13 protein-coding genes are annotated in these 14,840 nt (G+C 74.5%); 3 read left to right on the top strand and 10 right to left on the bottom strand.

Annotation, left to right across the window (positions count from 1 at the left end; translation table 11 throughout):
• Positions 1-140: 140 nt before the first annotated feature.
• The 7 genes from pheA to ACN20G_RS12010 all read right to left on the bottom strand — a co-directional run bounded on the left by pheA (position 141) and on the right by ACN20G_RS12010 (position 7,323).
• Positions 141-1,076, bottom strand: coding sequence for a prephenate dehydratase (pheA, locus tag ACN20G_RS12040; RefSeq protein ID WP_424212744.1), 936 nt, complete (start codon positions 1,074-1,076; stop codon positions 141-143).
• 42 nt (positions 1,077-1,118) lie between these two features.
• On the bottom strand, positions 1,119-2,405 hold the full coding sequence (gene efeB, locus ACN20G_RS12035; protein WP_424212743.1) for an iron uptake transporter deferrochelatase/peroxidase subunit: 1,287 nt from the start codon (positions 2,403-2,405) through the stop codon (positions 1,119-1,121).
• A gap of 5 nt (positions 2,406-2,410) precedes the next feature.
• Positions 2,411-4,402 (bottom strand): copper resistance CopC/CopD family protein, encoded by a 1,992-nt coding sequence (locus ACN20G_RS12030; RefSeq protein ID WP_424212742.1) that lies wholly within the window; start codon positions 4,400-4,402, stop codon positions 2,411-2,413.
• A gap of 91 nt (positions 4,403-4,493) precedes the next feature.
• Positions 4,494-4,955, bottom strand: a complete 462-nt coding sequence (locus tag ACN20G_RS12025) for a copper chaperone PCu(A)C (protein ID WP_424212741.1) — start codon at positions 4,953-4,955, stop codon at positions 4,494-4,496.
• Positions 4,952-5,605, bottom strand: coding sequence for an SCO family protein (locus ACN20G_RS12020; RefSeq protein WP_424212740.1), 654 nt, complete (start codon positions 5,603-5,605; stop codon positions 4,952-4,954). The genes ACN20G_RS12025 and ACN20G_RS12020 overlap by 4 nt, the downstream gene beginning before the upstream one ends.
• 88 nt (positions 5,606-5,693) lie before the next feature.
• The gene (locus tag ACN20G_RS12015) at positions 5,694-6,437 is read right to left on the bottom strand and encodes a YcnI family protein (RefSeq protein ID WP_424212739.1); all 744 of its coding nucleotides are present in this window, start codon (positions 6,435-6,437) and stop codon (positions 5,694-5,696) included.
• 106 nt (positions 6,438-6,543) lie between these two features.
• Positions 6,544-7,323, bottom strand: coding sequence for a hypothetical protein (locus tag ACN20G_RS12010; RefSeq protein ID WP_424212738.1), 780 nt, complete (start codon positions 7,321-7,323; stop codon positions 6,544-6,546).
• A 290-nt stretch (positions 7,324-7,613) separates the two neighbouring features.
• On the opposite strand from ACN20G_RS12010, the gene ACN20G_RS12005 reads away from it, so the two are divergent.
• Positions 7,614-8,054 carry an ATP-binding protein gene (locus tag ACN20G_RS12005; protein ID WP_424212737.1) on the top strand — a complete coding sequence of 147 codons (441 nt, stop codon included), beginning with the start codon at positions 7,614-7,616 and terminating at the stop codon, positions 8,052-8,054.
• 132 nt (positions 8,055-8,186) lie between these two features.
• Here ACN20G_RS12005 and ACN20G_RS12000 read toward each other — a convergent pair whose 3' ends face one another.
• Both ACN20G_RS12000 and ACN20G_RS11995 read right to left on the bottom strand, forming a co-directional pair.
• On the bottom strand, positions 8,187-9,665 hold the full coding sequence (locus tag ACN20G_RS12000) for an aminopeptidase P family protein (RefSeq protein ID WP_424212736.1): 1,479 nt from the start codon (positions 9,663-9,665) through the stop codon (positions 8,187-8,189).
• 169 nt (positions 9,666-9,834) lie between these two features.
• Positions 9,835-11,442 (bottom strand): PP2C family protein-serine/threonine phosphatase, encoded by a 1,608-nt coding sequence (locus ACN20G_RS11995; protein WP_424212735.1) that lies wholly within the window; start codon positions 11,440-11,442, stop codon positions 9,835-9,837.
• 475 nt (positions 11,443-11,917) lie between these two features.
• On the opposite strand from ACN20G_RS11995, the gene ACN20G_RS11990 reads away from it, so the two are divergent.
• Positions 11,918-12,892, top strand: coding sequence for a bifunctional DNA primase/polymerase (locus ACN20G_RS11990; protein WP_424212734.1), 975 nt, complete (start codon positions 11,918-11,920; stop codon positions 12,890-12,892).
• Positions 12,893-13,004: 112 nt separating this feature from the next.
• Complete coding sequence (locus tag ACN20G_RS11985; RefSeq protein WP_424212733.1) at positions 13,005-13,589, top strand: hypothetical protein; 585 nt, start codon at positions 13,005-13,007, stop codon at positions 13,587-13,589.
• A gap of 201 nt (positions 13,590-13,790) precedes the next feature.
• On the opposite strand, the gene ACN20G_RS11980 is transcribed toward ACN20G_RS11985, so the two are convergent.
• Entirely contained in the window at positions 13,791-14,765 is a 975-nt protein-coding gene (locus tag ACN20G_RS11980; RefSeq protein ID WP_424212732.1) for a DUF5926 family protein, read from the bottom strand.
• Between the last annotated feature and the right edge of the window lie 75 nt (positions 14,766-14,840).

Raw genomic sequence — 14,840 nt, 5'->3', positions numbered from 1 at the left:
CGGTTTCGGTCGGCTCCGGGCCTCGACGGAGCCCCCACGCGACACCCGGTGACAGAGCCGACTTGTCGACAGGATCCGGGCGACCTGTCGACTTGTCCCCAGGTTGTCCACCGAACCTGTGGATAACTCTGGGGACAACCTCAGACCCGTCCGTCCAGGGAACGCGTCAGCCAGTCCGCCGCCGCCGCGAACTCCGCGTCCGAAGTCCCGATCCGAGGGGGCCGAACGTCACTCTGTGCGACGCCGGCCCGGGGATAGGACCCGAGGAACCGGATCTGCGGGCAGATCCGCCGCAGCCCCATCAGCGCCTCCCCCACCCGGCGGTCGGCCACGTGGCCCTCGGCGTCCACGGCGAAGCAGTAGTTCCCGATCCCCTCACCCGTGGGGCGGGACTGGATCAGCATCAGGTTCACCCCGCGGACCGCGAACTCCTGGAGCAGCTCCAGCAGCGCACCCGGGTGGTCCTCCCGCAGCCACAGCACCACCGAGGTCTTGTCCGCCCCGGTCGGCGCCGCGGGCCGGGCCGGCCGGCCCACCAGCACGAAGCGGGTCTCCGCGTTCTCGGCGTCGTGGATCTCCGTGACCAGAGGCTCCAGCCCGTAGGTGGCGGCCGCGAACTCGCCCGCGAAGGCCGCGTCGAAGCGGCCCTCCTGCACCAGCCGGGCCCCGTCCGCGTTTGAGGCCGCCGACTCCCACACCGCGTCGGGCAGGTGGGCGCGCAGCCAGTTGCGGACCTGCGGCTGGGCCACCGGGTGCCCCGTGACCGTCTTGACCTCGCTCAACGAGGTGCCCGGGCGCACCAGCAGCGCGAAGGCGATCGGCAGCACCACCTCGCGGTAGATCATCAACGGCTCGCCCGCCGCCAGCTCGTCCAGGGTCGCCGTGACCCCGCCCTCCACCGAGTTCTCGATCGGCACCAGCGCCGCCGCGGCCTCCCCGGCCCGCACCGCGTCCAACGCGGCCGGCACCGAGACCATCGGCACCAGCTCCCGGGTCGCGGCTTCGGGCAGGGTGCGCAGCGCCGCCTCCGTGAAGGTGCCGGCGGGACCGAGATACGTGAAACGGGTGGCTGACATGGACTCAGCCTATGCCGCCGGACGCACCCGCACCGGAGGTGTTCACCCTTCGAGCAGGCGCTGCCCCACGTACTCCCCGGTCGGCGCCCCGGGCGGCACCGCGTACAGCCCACTGGCCTCGTGCCGCAGGAAGGCCGACAGGGCGTCGCCCCGGTCCAGCTTCCGCTGCACGGGCACGAACCCGCGCAGCGGGTCCGCCTGCCAGCACAGGAACAGCAGTCCCGCGTCCGGGGTCCCGTCGGCGGCGATCCCGTCGTGGAAGGAGAAGGGCCGCCGCAACATCGCGGCCCCGCCGTTCTGCTCCGGGGCCGAGATCCGCGCGTGCGCGTTCGAGGGGATCACCGGCTTGCCGTCGGAGCCGAGCTTGTCGAGGGCGAGCTCGGTGCTCTCCTCCCCGCCGGTCAACGGCGCGCCGTCGGCCTTCCGCCGGCCGATGACCCGCTCCTGCTCCGCCAGGGAGCGCTCCTCCCACTGGTCCAGCAGCATCCGGATCCGCCGGAACACCACGTACGAGCCGCCGCCCATCCACGCGTGCGCCGCCGGCCCGGGACCGGCGTCCGGGACGAAGACCCGCCGTTCGAAATCGGGCTCCGAGGGCTTGGGGTTGCCGGTCCCGTCCACCTGGCCCATCAGGTTGCGCGCCGTCATGGGCCGGGCGGTGGCCCCGGGCGTCCGGTTGAAGCCGTTGCTCTGCCAGCGCACCCGCGCCGCCGCGCCCGCGTCCTTCTGGAGGGCGCGCAGCGCGTGGAAGGCGACGAGCCCGTCGTCGGCCCCGATCTGCACCCACAGGTCCCCCTCGCCGCGCGCCGCGTCGAGGGCGTCGGCCGAGAACTGCGGGAGCGGGTCCAGGGCGGTCGGCCGACGGTCCGCCAGCCCGGTCCGGTCGAAGAAGCTCCGGCCGAAACCGAAGGTCACGGTGAGGGAGGACGGACCCGCGTCCAACGCGACCCCGGTGTCCTCGTGCGGCGCGGTCTCCCCGTCCATCAGTCGACGGGCCGTCTCGGACCAGCGGCGCAGCAGGGCCGCCGCCTCCTTGCGGCCCGCTCCCGGGGCGAGGTCGAAGGCGACCAGATGCCCCTTGGCCTGCATCGGGGTGGTGATCCCCGGCTGCCGAGTCCCGTGGAAGGCGACCTTCGTGGCCCCCAGGGAGGCCAGGGAACCGGCCGCCCCGGCCGCCCCGGCGGGGGCTTCCCCGTCGAGGGCCGAGCCGATCAGGGCGCCGCCGGTGGCGCCGAGGGCCACCCCGGTCACACCGGCCGCGCCGACGGTGCCGAGCAGCCGGCGGCGCGAGATCTCCAGGGGGGCGGGGGCGGGGGTGCTGTCGGTCACGCGGTTCAGCCGATCTTGACGGTCTTGTCGACGGTGGTCTGGTCGATGTCGGAGGTACGGACGGTGACGTCGATGCGCCAGGAGCCGGCCAGCGGCAGCCGGACCCCGGAGGCGCTCCAGTGCCCGGGGGCGAGGTGGTCCGGGACGGCGGGCAGCGGACCGAGCTCGTTCGCGGGCAGGGTGAAGGCGACCTTCAGCTCCGCGAGGTCCATCGGGGCGCCCTGGGGGTTCTCCGCCCACACGTGCAGCGTGTTGGCCCCGGTCCGCCCCGGGTCCAGCTCGACCCGGACGGTGCCCTTGCCGTTCGCGCCACCGGTGTCGAAGGGCAGGGTGATCTTCACCGGACGGTTCGGGACGGCGGTGCTCGCCCCGGTCCGCCCCGCTTCCTTCTCCGCCGTGCGCCCCGGCTCGGTGGTGGTCAGCAGCGTGGTCACGACCAGCAGCACGATCGCGATCCCGGCCTCGACCAGGACCGAACGGCGCAGCCCGGACCGCTCCCCGTCGGAGTCGCGGTCCTTCTTCTCCCGGGCCTTGTCCCGGGCCGCCCGCTGCCGTGCCAACTGCGCGGCCCGGCGCGGATCCACCGACCCGCCGGTCCCGGTCCCGGTCTCCTCGGCGGCTTCGGCGGTCTCCTCCTCGGCCGGGGCCCCCGCGCCCACCCGCGCTGTTTCACGTGAAACACGCGCGGCCGGGGCCTCGGCGAGCCGGGCCGTCCAGCGGCGCGAGATCGACGCGGTGCCCACGAGCACGACCACCAGGCCGATCTTGAGCAACAACAGCCGGCCGTAGTCGGTCCCGGTCAGCGCGGACCAACTGCCCACCTGCCGCCAGGACTGGTAGATCCCGGTCAGGACCAGGACCACCACGCTGCCGAAGGCCACGGAGGAGAACCGTCGCACGGCCTCCCGCTCGATCCCCGGCCCCCGGTACAGCACGACCAGCAGCGCGGTCAGCCCGCCCAGCCAGGCGGCCACGGCCAGCAGGTGCAGGATGTCCACCGGCATCGCGATCGCGGGCTGGATCCCGGTGGAGGCGTGCTCCGAGAGGGCCCAGGTGGCGGCGATGCCCGCGGCCACCACCGCGCCGCCGATCCCCAGCCCGAAGGTGAGGTCCCGCAGGTCGCGGTCCCGCTCCCCACCGGCCCCCGCCTCCTCCGCCGCCGCCCGGCGCCGGGCGTACACCCCGAAGAGCACGGCGAGGAAGAGGGCCACGGCCCCGAGCAGCAGCAGCCGCGAGACCAACGAGGCACCGGTCTTGGTGCCCAGGACGGCGCGCAGCCCGTCCAGGTCGAAGACGTCGGCGAACCGACCGGAGCCGGTGTACGGCGCGCGCAGCACGAGCATGGCCAGGGTGGCCGCGGTCAACGCGACCCAGGCCCGCACCACCAGCTTCTGGAGCGGACGCAGCCCGGCCCCGCCCGGCATGCAGACGAGGATGAACGCGGCCCCGCCCACCAGCACCGTGAAGCCCGCGTACGACACGAAGCGCGCCACCTCGTACGCCGCGCCCACGGGCCCGCCGCCCGCCGCCCGCGTGGGCAGCGACACGTCGGTGGCCGAGGGGGCGCCGATGGAGAAGGTGAACGCGCCCGAGACCGGGTGGCTGTCGGCGGATACCGCCTGCCAGGCCACCGTGTAGGTGCCGTTCCCGAGTCCGGGCCGCAGCGCGGTCCCGTACCGGATCACGTTGCCGCTGCACATGTCCCGCAGCTCGCCGGTGTCCACCCGGGTGCCCTGCGGGTCGAGGACCCGGATCGAGTCGTCGTCCATGGCCACCTGCTCCGAGAAGGAGAGGGTGATCTGGTCGGGGGCGGTCGCGACCACCGCGCCGTCGGCCGGATCGCTCGCGGTGAGCGCGGCGTGGGCGGAGGCGGGGGAGGCGGCGAGGAAGAGGCTGCCGAGCAGGGCCACGAGGACCAGGACGAGGCGCGGCAGCGCGGACGCGGAGCCCGCGCCTCGCGCGCGGGCCGGGGGAAGGGCGCGGGCGGTGGCCGTCATGGCGGGTCTGTCCCTCGTTTCCGTGTCGGTGTGCGGTCGGTCTCATGCGCTCGGCGGAGGGTGGGCCCGGGTCCGGGCCCACCCGGGCGGGTCAGTGACCGGACTGGGCGGTCCGCTCCTTGACCTCGACCTCGACGGTCACGGGGGCCGCCTTCTCGAACTTCAACTCGATCTTGACCTTGTCGCCGACCTTCGGCGTGCTCTTCAGGCCCATGAACATGATGTGGTCGCCGCCGCGGGCCAGGTTCAGCTCCCCGCCGGCCGGCAGGTCCAGCGACTGGACCTGCCGCATCTTCTGGTCCTTGGTCTCGTGGATCTGCACGTCGTCGGAGAGCGGGCTGGTCACCGAGACCAGCTTGTCCGCGGTCTTCGAGTCGTTCTTGACGGTCATGAAAGCCCCCGCCATCTTGTCGTTCACCGGCTGCGGCATGAAGGCCCCGGACACGGTGGGCGCGGCGGCGGCGTCGCCGTCGGAGGAGCAGCCGGTGAGGGTCACGGCCGCCGCGAGGGAGACGGCGGCGGCGAGGGTACGGAGGGTGGTGCGGCGGTTCACGGGTTCTCCCCCTTGGAGATCTTCGGAAGGTCCTTGGTGTAGTCCTCGACGGTCGTTCCCTCGCCGTAGAGGACGTAGCCCTCGTCGGTCTTCGGCGAGAACGCGATGACCTGGGCTCCGTGCATGGAGACCACGTCGCCGTTGGCCTCCTTCTTGGCGGGCTCGATGCCGATGCCGAGCTTGCGGGCGCCCGCCTGGATGGTGGCGAAGTCGCCGGTCAGCCCGATGAAGGAGGGGTCCTGGGCGCGGAGCCAGGACCCGAGGGACTCGGGGGTGTCCCGGTCGGGGTCGGTGGTGACGAAGACGACCCGCAGGTTCTCCTGGTCGGCCTTCGGCAGCGCCTTCTTGGCCACGGCGATGTTGCTCATGGTCAGCGGGCACACGTCGGGGCAGTTGGTGTACCCGAAGTAGATGAGGGTCGGCTTGCCCTTGGTCTGCTCGCGCAGGCTCCAGGGCTTGCCGTCGGTGCCGGTGAGCACCAGGTCGGGCTTCTCGAAGGGGCGGTCGAGGACCGTGCCGGGCTTGCTCTTCTGCGGGGCGTTGACCTCCGCGACCGCGCTGTCCTGCGGCGCGGGGGAGCCTTGGCAGGCGGTGAGGGCGAGCGCGGCGGCGGCCACGAGGGCCGCGAGCGTCACGCGGGTGGTGCGCATGGGATTCCCTGGGATTGGGGACGGGCCGGGGCGGGTGCGCGACGAGGCGTCGGCCCGCCCCGGACCGGCCGGGTGGGAGGGGGTGGGATCAGGCGTTGCGGCGGCGCGCGGTCACGCCGAAGACGACCCCGGCGACGCCGATGACGATGCCGACGACGCCCAGCACGCGGGCGGTGTTGTCGGTGCCGGCGGAGTCGGAGGCGGTGGGCTTCGCCTCGTGGTCGGCCTTGTCGTCTTCCTGCTCGGCCCCGGCCGGGGCGCTCGGGGCGGCGGACTTGTCCGCGCCCCCGCCGTGGTGGTCACCGGCGGCGGCGGTCAGCTTGAGGACGGGAGCGGGGGTCTGCGGCTCGGGCGCGCCCTCCTTGGACTCCTCGATCCAGCGGACGACCTCGTCGTTGTCGTAGGTCTGGAGGGCCTTGAAGACCATCTTGTCGGTGTTCTCGGGCAGCTGGCCGACGGAGAGCGGGAACTGCTGGAAGCGGCCGGGCTCGATCTTGCCGCCGCTCCAGGTCACCTTGCTGACGGCCTCGTTGATCTGCTTGCCGTGCACGGTCAGCGGCTTGTCGAGCTTGGCCTTCTCGACGGTGACGGTCCAGCCCGGGACGTCCTGCGGCATCACGGAGGCCAGCGGGTGGTCCAGCGGGAAGTTGACCTCCAGCTTCACGGTGGACGCGTTGTCGCGCTCGTTGGGCACCTTGAAGTCGATGGTGGCGTACCCGCCCTGCGGGGCCTCGCCGGGCTGCACGCTGACGTGCGCGAAGGCGGTGCCGGACAGGAGGAGGACGGAGCCGGCGGCGAGCGCGGCGGCGAGGGGGACGCGAGAGGTCTTCACGGCAGAAACTCCACGGGAGATGTGGTGACGGGCTCCGGCGCGGTCGCGCGCGGAGGGCGCGACACCACCGATCCCGCTCGTGTCCCGGGGAAGGGTTGGTGTCGCGTCAGGCGACGAGGGCCAGGTCGGCGGGCGGCCCGCGTCGGATCACCGCGTGTTGGAGTGCCGTGCGCCCGGTGTCGGGCACGGCGGAGTGTTCGGGTCGGCGGACCCGCGCCGGCGTGGCGCCGGCGTCCGCGAGTCCGGCGCACAGCAGCAGGGCCCAGCGGACCGCGACGCACAGGGCGCGCACGGGACCGCTGTCGGCGGTGCGGCGGGAGAGGCGGACCAGACGGGACAGGGCGGCGTCACCGCGGGCGAGGAGCAGTCCGGCGGCGAGCGCGGCCAGCAGGTGCCCGAGGAGCATGGGGGCGGAGAGCAGTCCGGTGACCCCCTCGCCCCCGTCCGCCGCGGCACCGGTGCCGGTGCCGGCACCGAACGCCGTGTGCGCGCCGTGCCCGGCCGGTCCGCCGGGGGGTACGGGGGCGGTGGGGTCGAGGCCGGCGTCCAGGACCACGCGGCGGGCCTCGGCCTGGCTGAGCGGGGTGCCCGCGCCGCCGCACAGCAGGCGGGCGGCGAGGCCGCTCACCCAGGCGGCGTCCCGGGTCCCGGAGCCCGCGGCGGCCGCGCCGCCGTGCTGGCCGAGGCCGAAGAGCAGGTGCAGGGCGATCTGGCCGGCGGCCAGGGCGCCCGCGACGCCCAAGGGGGAACGGGCCCGGCCGGCCAGGGGGGCCGCCGCGCAGAACACGAGGACGAACCCGAGGGCCAGCGACCACCACGGCACCGCCACACAGGAGGCGAGCACGTGGCCCAGCGCGGACAACACGACGCAGACCGCGGTGAACACCGCGGCCCGGAGCGTTCGGACACCCGGGGAACCGGGGCGCGTCGTGTGGGCGTGCATGGCCCGGTCATCATCGCACCAGGCCCCCCGCGCACTGTCGAGGAGGTCGGGAATTGGCCGGAGGCTCCCCGTGACGCGCCGTGTCCGGGGCCCTCGGGTTGGCCCGTTCGGCCCCGTGGACCGGGGTGTCGCGCCCTGCGGCGCTTCCGTTCGGGCGGGCGCGTGTCGGCCGAAAGGGGGCGGGGTGGGCGCCCTCGGATTGCGGCCGGGGCACGCCGGCAATAGGTAAGCGTATGAGCATCTGGTGGTCTCTCCACGTGCGGCGGGACGCCGCGAGTGTCCCGCTCGCCCGGCGCCTGTTGCTGGGCACGATGGAGACCGCCGGGGTGGACCCCGAGATCTCCTTCGATCTCTCGCTCGCGCTCAGCGAGGCATGCGCCAACGCCGTGGAGCACGGCGGCCCGGTCGGTTCGGCCGAGTGCGGGGAGTACCGGGTGACGGCCTTCCTCGACGAGGACCGCTGTCGCATCGAGGTCACCGACTCGGGCCCCGGCTTTCCGCCGCGCGCGGTCGGCCGGTCCGGCGCGGACCTCGCCGAGTGCGGTCGGGGGCTCAGCCTGATCGAGGAGCTCGCCGACCAGGTCCGTTTCCGCAATCGGCCCGGTCGCGGGGCGGTGGTCAGCTTCGAGCGCTGCCTGGTGCGGCGCGAGCACTCGGCCGCCCTGTCCGTCTGAACCTCTGCCCGTCTGAACCTCCCCGGGGCTTTCGCACGCTGTTTCACGTGAAACACGCGCGCACGCCGACGGCCGGCCCCCGATGCGGGGACCGGCCGTCGGTCGTGGTGCGGGCGCGCGGGGCGCGGGGGCTCAGCCCTTGAGCTCGGCCATCCAGCGCTCGACCTCGGCGGAGGCGCGGGGCAGCCCGGCGGAGAGGTTGCGGTTGCCCTCCTCCGTCACCAGGATGTCGTCCTCGATCCGGACGCCGATGCCGCGGTACTCGGCGGGCACGGTGAGGTCGTCCGCCTGGAAGTACAGGCCCGGCTCGACGGTCAGGCACATGCCCGGCTCCAGGGTGCCGTCCACGTACGCCTCGGTGCGCGCGGCGGCGCAGTCGTGCACGTCCAGGCCGAGCATGTGGCCGGTGCCGTGCAGGGTCCAGCGGCGCTGGAGGCCGAGCTCCAGGACCCGCTCGACCGGGCCCTCGACCAGGCCCCACTCGACGAGCTTCTCCGCGAGCACGCGCTGCGCGGCGTCGTGGAAGTCGCGGAACTTGGCGCCGGGACGCACGGCGGCGATGCCGGCCTCCTGGGCCTCGTACACCGCGTCGTAGATCTTGCGCTGGATCTCGGTGTACGTGCCGTCGATCGGCAGGGTGCGGGTGACGTCGGCGGTGTAGAGGCTGTTCGTCTCCACGCCGGCGTCGAGCAGCAGCAGGTCGCCGGAGCGGACGTCGCCGTCGTTGCGGACCCAGTGCAGGGTGCAGGCGTGCGGGCCGGCGGCGCAGATGGAGCCGTAGCCCACGTCGTTGCCCTCGACCCGGGCGCGCAGGAAGAAGGTGCCCTCGATGTAGCGCTCGGAGGTGGCCTCGGCCTTGTCGAGGACCTTCACCACGTCCTCGAAGCCGCGCACGGTGGAGTCCACGGCCTTCTGGAGCTCGCCGATCTCGAACGCGTCCTTCACGGCGCGGGCCTCGGAGAGGTACACGCGCAGTTCCTCGTCGCGTTCGGCCGTCACCTTGTCGGTGAGGGCCCCCTCGACCACGGAGTCGTGGCCGCGCACGACGCGGACCGGGCCGGTCGCGGCGGTGAGCGCCTCGGGCAGCTCGCGCACGTCGTGGGCCGGGATCCCGAGGAGGGCGGTGGCCTCGGTCAGGGAGTGCCGGCGGCCGACCCACAGCTCGCCCTGGCCGGAGAGCCAGAACTCGCCGTTCTCACGGTTGGAGCGCGGCAGCAGGTGAATGCCGGCGGTGTGGCCCTCGGCGGTGGGCTCCAGGACCAGGACGCCGTTCTCGGTCTGGTCACCGGTGAGGTAGGTGTACTCGGTGGACGCGCGGAACGGGTACTCGGTGTCGTTCGAGCGGGTCTTCAGGCGACCGGCGGGAACGACGATCCGCTCGCCGGGGAACCGGGCGGAGAGCGCGGCCCGACGGGCGGCGGTCTGCTCGGCCTGGGCGATCGGCTTCAGGTCGCGCAGTTCGGTGTCGGCCCAGCCGCCGCGCATGTTCTCGGCGAGTTCGTCGGAGACGCCCGGGTACAGGCCGTTCTTCCGCTGCTTGACCGGCGTCTCTTCGGCCGTCTCAGCCGTCTCAGCCGTCTCCGGGGTCTCCGGGGTGAGCTCGTCAGCCACGTCTTCTCCTCGTTACGACATCGGTCGGACTGTCGCCCCAACCGTTCTCCATCGTATGTGCGAGGGCCAGGGGACCGACCCGGCTGTGACAAATCCACCAATTGCCGCGAGCGCGCACCGGCCGGGTGCGCGCTCGCGGGACGCGGGACGTACTGGGACGCGGCCGGGTTCAGTCGAAGCGGGCGGCGAGCAGGACCACGTCCTCGGCGTGCGGGTCCTCCGGTCCGCCGGGCGCGGCCCCCTCGGGCAGCAGCGCGCGCAGCACGTGGTCGCAGACGGCGTCCGGGTCGGAGCGGGACCCCGAGGGCACGCCGGCGGCCGCGGCGTGCAGTCGGGCGTAGGCCCGGTCCATGGGTTCGCCCGTGCGGCGCAGCAGACCGTCGGTGTAGAGCAGCACCGTTTCGCCGGCGGCGGGCTCGATCTCCACGCTCGGGGCCTCCCAGCAGGCCAACATGCCGAGGGGGGCGGACAGGGAGGTCTCGACGAACTCGGTGCGGCGCTCGCCGATCAGCAGCGGCGGGGTGTGCCCGGCCCCGGCCACGACGATCTTGCGGCGGGCCGGCTCGCAGTACGCGAACAGCGCGGTGGCGGAGCGGGCGGGCTCGGTGAGGCGGAGCAGCAGTTCCAGGTCGGAGAGCACGGCGACCGGGTCCTCCCCCTCCATCACGGCGTACGCGCGCAGCGAGGCGCGCAGCCGGCCCATGGCGGCGACCGCGTCGGGCCCGGAGCCGGTGACCGAGCCCACGGCCAGCCCGAGGGCGCCCTCGGGCAGGGGCAGGGCGTCGTACCAGTCGCCGCCGCCGCGCGGTCCGGTGTGGTGCCGGGCGGCGAGGCGCACGTCGGGGACCCGGGGCAGTCGGCTCGGCAGGAGTTCCTCGGCGACGGTCGCCAGCCGGCTGCGGCTGCGTTCCACGTCGAGCATCCGCGCCAGGTGTTCGGAGCCGTGCCGGGCGTACAGGCCGACCAGGTCGCGCTGGCGGGCGGAGGGCTCGACGGCGTCCTCGTACAGCCAGACCACGGCGCCGAGCCGGCCGGTGGCCTGCGCGGTCAGCGGCAGGGTGTAGCCGGCGCCGAAGCCGATCCGGGCGGCGACCTCGCGCCAGCGCGGGTCGGGCCCGGCCGCGGGCCGCTCCGTCGGTTCACCGGTCGTGGGGGTACCGGCGTCGCCGAGGGGTTCCGGGAGCAGTTCGGCGCCGCCGGGCTCCGGCAGGCCGTCGAGGATCCGGCCGTGCGGGGTGGCGGAGCGGGGCACGGTCTCGATGTGCCCGAGCTCGGCGCGGGCCAGTCCGAGGCCGTGGGTGGCGCCGGGGCCGAGGCCGTCGGAGGGCTCCAGGACGAGCAGTCCCCGGTGGGCCCCGACGAGGGCGGCGCCGGCGCGCAGGAACTCGCGGGCGGCCGCCTCCAACGTGACCGCCCGGGTGAGGCGTTCGGTGAGTTCGTGGAGGGTGGTGAGGTCGGAGACCATCCCGGCGAGCCGGTCCTGGATCACGCTGCCGGCCGCGGGGGGCAGGTCGGCCGGGTCCTGGGGCGGGGTGCCGGGAGCGCTCGCGCGGCCGGCGCCGGCGGCCGGGATCGAAGGGGTCGCAGTGTGAGGGGAGCCCAAAGTCGGCGGATCGATTCCGGCCACTTTCGGGAGGTGCGGGGCGCTCATGGCGACCGCCTTTCCACCGGGTGCGATTCGCCATGGAGCATTGCAAACCCCCAGCAATCCGTTGTCGTGGTGCAACGCCAACAATGCGTCCACATCTACACGCCTCGCCGGCCCGATGTCCAGCATTGTCCTGTGCTGATTCGTGGTGTCCGCGCGGGCTCGGAGAGGTGTTCGGCAGGGGTCCCGGAGCACTCGCGCACCCCGTTCGAACTTGGCCGGAAAACGCCTGAGGGTGCGAGTTTTTGCGGTCGACTGACCTGAGATCGAACCGGGTCCGGGTACGTAACCGACGGTGAGCCGAGGGAAGTTGACGATGCCTCGGCCGCGTCCGAACGGGAACCGTCCGGGGGTCGGCGCCGTCCTCACAGGACAGCGCCCGTACGACCCCGACGACCGCAAGCGCGCAGACGGCCCGGGCATTGGCGCCGGGCCGGACGTTTGATGGACCCAAAACGTGCAATCCGCGTAAACAGCAACAATCTGCACAAACCGTGTAAAGCTGCTTCCAGCGGACAGTGACGCGAAACGCACACGCACGGTGAGATTCCGTGCGCACGGTGCGATGTGGCCCTCGACGTTCAACGGAAAGGAACGAGCGCTCATGCGCGAGATCCTCGGAAGGCGTCTGCGACGGATTCGTGACTCGCTGCGCGCACTGCGCCCGGCGCGGGTCCACGGCTCCGGCGAACTCGCGACGGACGGCCCCCTCGGCCGCGGCCCCGCGGCCGCCCCGCCGGACCCCCGCACCACCCGCTCCGCCCCCGCGGCCCCCGGCGCCGCCGGCCGGGCCCCGGGCCGCCCCGCCGACCCCTGCGGCCCCGCCCCCCGGATCGGGGTCCCGGTCCGCGTCCTGCCGAACGCCGACGCCGACCGCCCCGACCGCGCCGACCGGCCCGCCCCGCACCCCGCCGGCGCCGCGCTGGCCTGCGCCCGCGACTGGGGCTGGCCGGTGCTCCCCGGGGTCGGCCGCGCCCCCGAACGGGACGGGGTCCTCGCGCACTGCGCCTGCCCGGACCGGGAGTGCCAGGTCCCCGGCGGCCACCCCTTCGAGCCCGGACTGCTCGCGGCCACCACCGACGCCCGGATGATCGCCTGGTGGTGGTCCACCCGCCCCACCGCCCCGATCCTGCTGGCCACCGGCGGGGCCGCCCCCTGCGCGGTGAGCCTGCCCGCCGCGGCCGCCGCCTCCGCCGTGCGCACCCTGGACGCGGCCGGCGTGCGGCTCGGGCCGATCGTGGCCGGGCCCTCGCGCTGGACCCTGCTCGTGGCCCCGTACAGCCTGGAGTTCCTCGGCGAGCTGCTGTGGGCCCAGGACCGGGTCCCCGCCGAACTGCGCTTCCACGGCCCGGACGGGTACGCGGTGCTGCCCGGGGAGGCGCCGATCGGGGCCGGACCCGACGGGGCGGACGATCCCACCCGTTCGGCCCAACGCCCCGGCGGGAACGCGAGCTGGCGCCGGCACCCCGAGCCGGCCGAGGGCGGCGGGGCCTGGCTGCCCCGGATCGGCGACCTCGTCGAGACCCTGATCGAGGCCACCCTGGCCACCCCCGGCGGGGGCAGCCGACTCTCCTGGTGAAGCCGGTCGCCGCACCGCGCCCTCACTCGAACGGGTGCCGCCGTGCCCCCATTCACGCGGAAACGGGCGCGGGCGCGGCGGTCGCCCCGATCCGCGTCGCTATGTTCGCGGGATGAACCTCCGCCTGGTCGGCATCGGTGCCGGCGTCCTGGTCGTCCTCACGCTCCCACTGGCCGGGGCGATCGCCGGACCGGTCCTCGGCGGGCGGTCCGGGGCGGCCGGCGAATCCGGCCTGTTGTCCTCCCTGGGACTCGCCGAGGACGGGCGGCTCGCCGAGGGCGGGAGCGCGGGCGACGACGCGCGCGGCGGCGACCGGGACCCGGCGCCGGTGCGCCCCGACACCCGGTGCGGCCCCGAACTCACCTCCCCCGACGGGGTGGAGGCGCAGACCTGCGTGCTGAGCGCCGCCGGCGAGACCTGGGCCCGCACCTACTACCGCAACACCAGCGGCCGGGCCCTGGAGTCGGTGCTGACCCTGATGGCGCCGGCCGGCCGGACCACGCGGGTCCACTGCGAGGTCGAGGCGGGGGACGAGCCCGGGCTGTGCGAGACCCCGCGCGAGGCCACCAAGGGCGGGCGCGGGGACTACTCGGCGGTGGCGGAGTTCGCGGGGACCGGCGCGGCGGACGCCCTGCTGCTGCGGGCGGGGAGCGCTCCGGCGCCGGCGTCGAACGCGGCCTCTCCGAAGAACGGTTGACCCGGCGTCCGCGAGCGCGGGCCGGGCCGGAACACGACAACGCCCGGTCGCTGGCGACGGGGGATGCACCAGCGACCGGGCTACAAGAACGGTAACAAGAGATCGCCTCTTCGCAAATTCGAACTCTGATATTCAGACAGCGATTTGCGGGCGAATGGCGGGAGTTGCTCCCCCGTCACCGATTCGCTCGGTAGGCGATCGTCAGCTCAGCGTGATCTGACGGTTGGTGAGACCGCCGCGCGCCCGACGCTCCTCGGCGGTCAGCGGACGCTCGTCGGCGAGGGTCTTGGCGAGCCGGTCCGCGAACTGCGCCGCCGGCTGCTCCACGTCCGCCGCCGTGACCCCGGTCGGCAGGTCCCAGACCGGGACGACCAGGCCGTGCGCGCGGAAGGACCCGACCAGGCGGGTGCCGTCGCCCAGCGAGGACTCGCCGGCCGCGTGCAGCCGGGCGAGCGCGTCGAGGAGCTTCTCCTCCGGGTGCGGCATGACCCAGCGCAGGTGGTTCTTCTCCGGGGTCTCGCACCAGTACGCGGCGTCCACCCCGGCCAGCTTCACGGTCGGGATGGCGGCGGCGTTGGCCCGCTCCAGGGAGGCGGCGACCTCGGGACCCGCGGCCTCGGCGCTCTGACCCTCCGGGATCCAGAACTCGAAGCCGGTGTGCACGGCCGGCTCGAAGGGGCCGGCCGGGTCCAGCAGCTCGGTCAGGCGCGGGCCCTCGGCCGGCACCCGACGGGCCGGCACCGGGGTGCCCGGCTCGGCGGCCAGCGCCCGTTCCAGGGTGTCGGCGAGGTCGCGGCCGAGGTCACCGGTGGAGGACTCGTTCTGCAGGCCCAGCAGCACCGAACCGTCCTCGCGCCGCAGCGCGGGCCAGGCCATCGGCAGCACGGTGGCCAGGGTCACCGAGGGCACGCCCTCGGGCAGGCCGCCCGCCAGGTGCAGGGGCACGGTCGCGGCCGGCACCAGCTCGCGCAGCGCGACCCAGTCGCACTCGCCGGGCAGTCCCTCGAACGGGCGCCGGGTCAGGTCGGCGCCGGCCTGCGCGGCGGCGCGCCCGTGGCACGCCTTGTAGCGGCGGCCGGACCCGCACGGGCAGGGCTCGCGGGCTCCGACGACCGGGATCTCCCCGTCCTGGAGCTGCGGGGTCGCGGACTTCGCGGCGGGGCGCTTCTTGGCCATCGTGGGTGTCTCCCGGCTGTACGGCGGTGGGGCTCCGGGTGCCGGTCGGGCGGCTGCGCCGCGCGGGATGCCCGG

Origin of the sequence: Streptomyces dryopteridis, from assembly GCF_049606955.1 — a bacterium.
GTDB lineage: Bacteria > Actinomycetota > Actinomycetes > Streptomycetales > Streptomycetaceae > Streptomyces.
The sequence above is the reverse complement of the archived record's forward strand: the minus strand, read 5'-3'. Positions and strand labels throughout refer to the sequence as shown.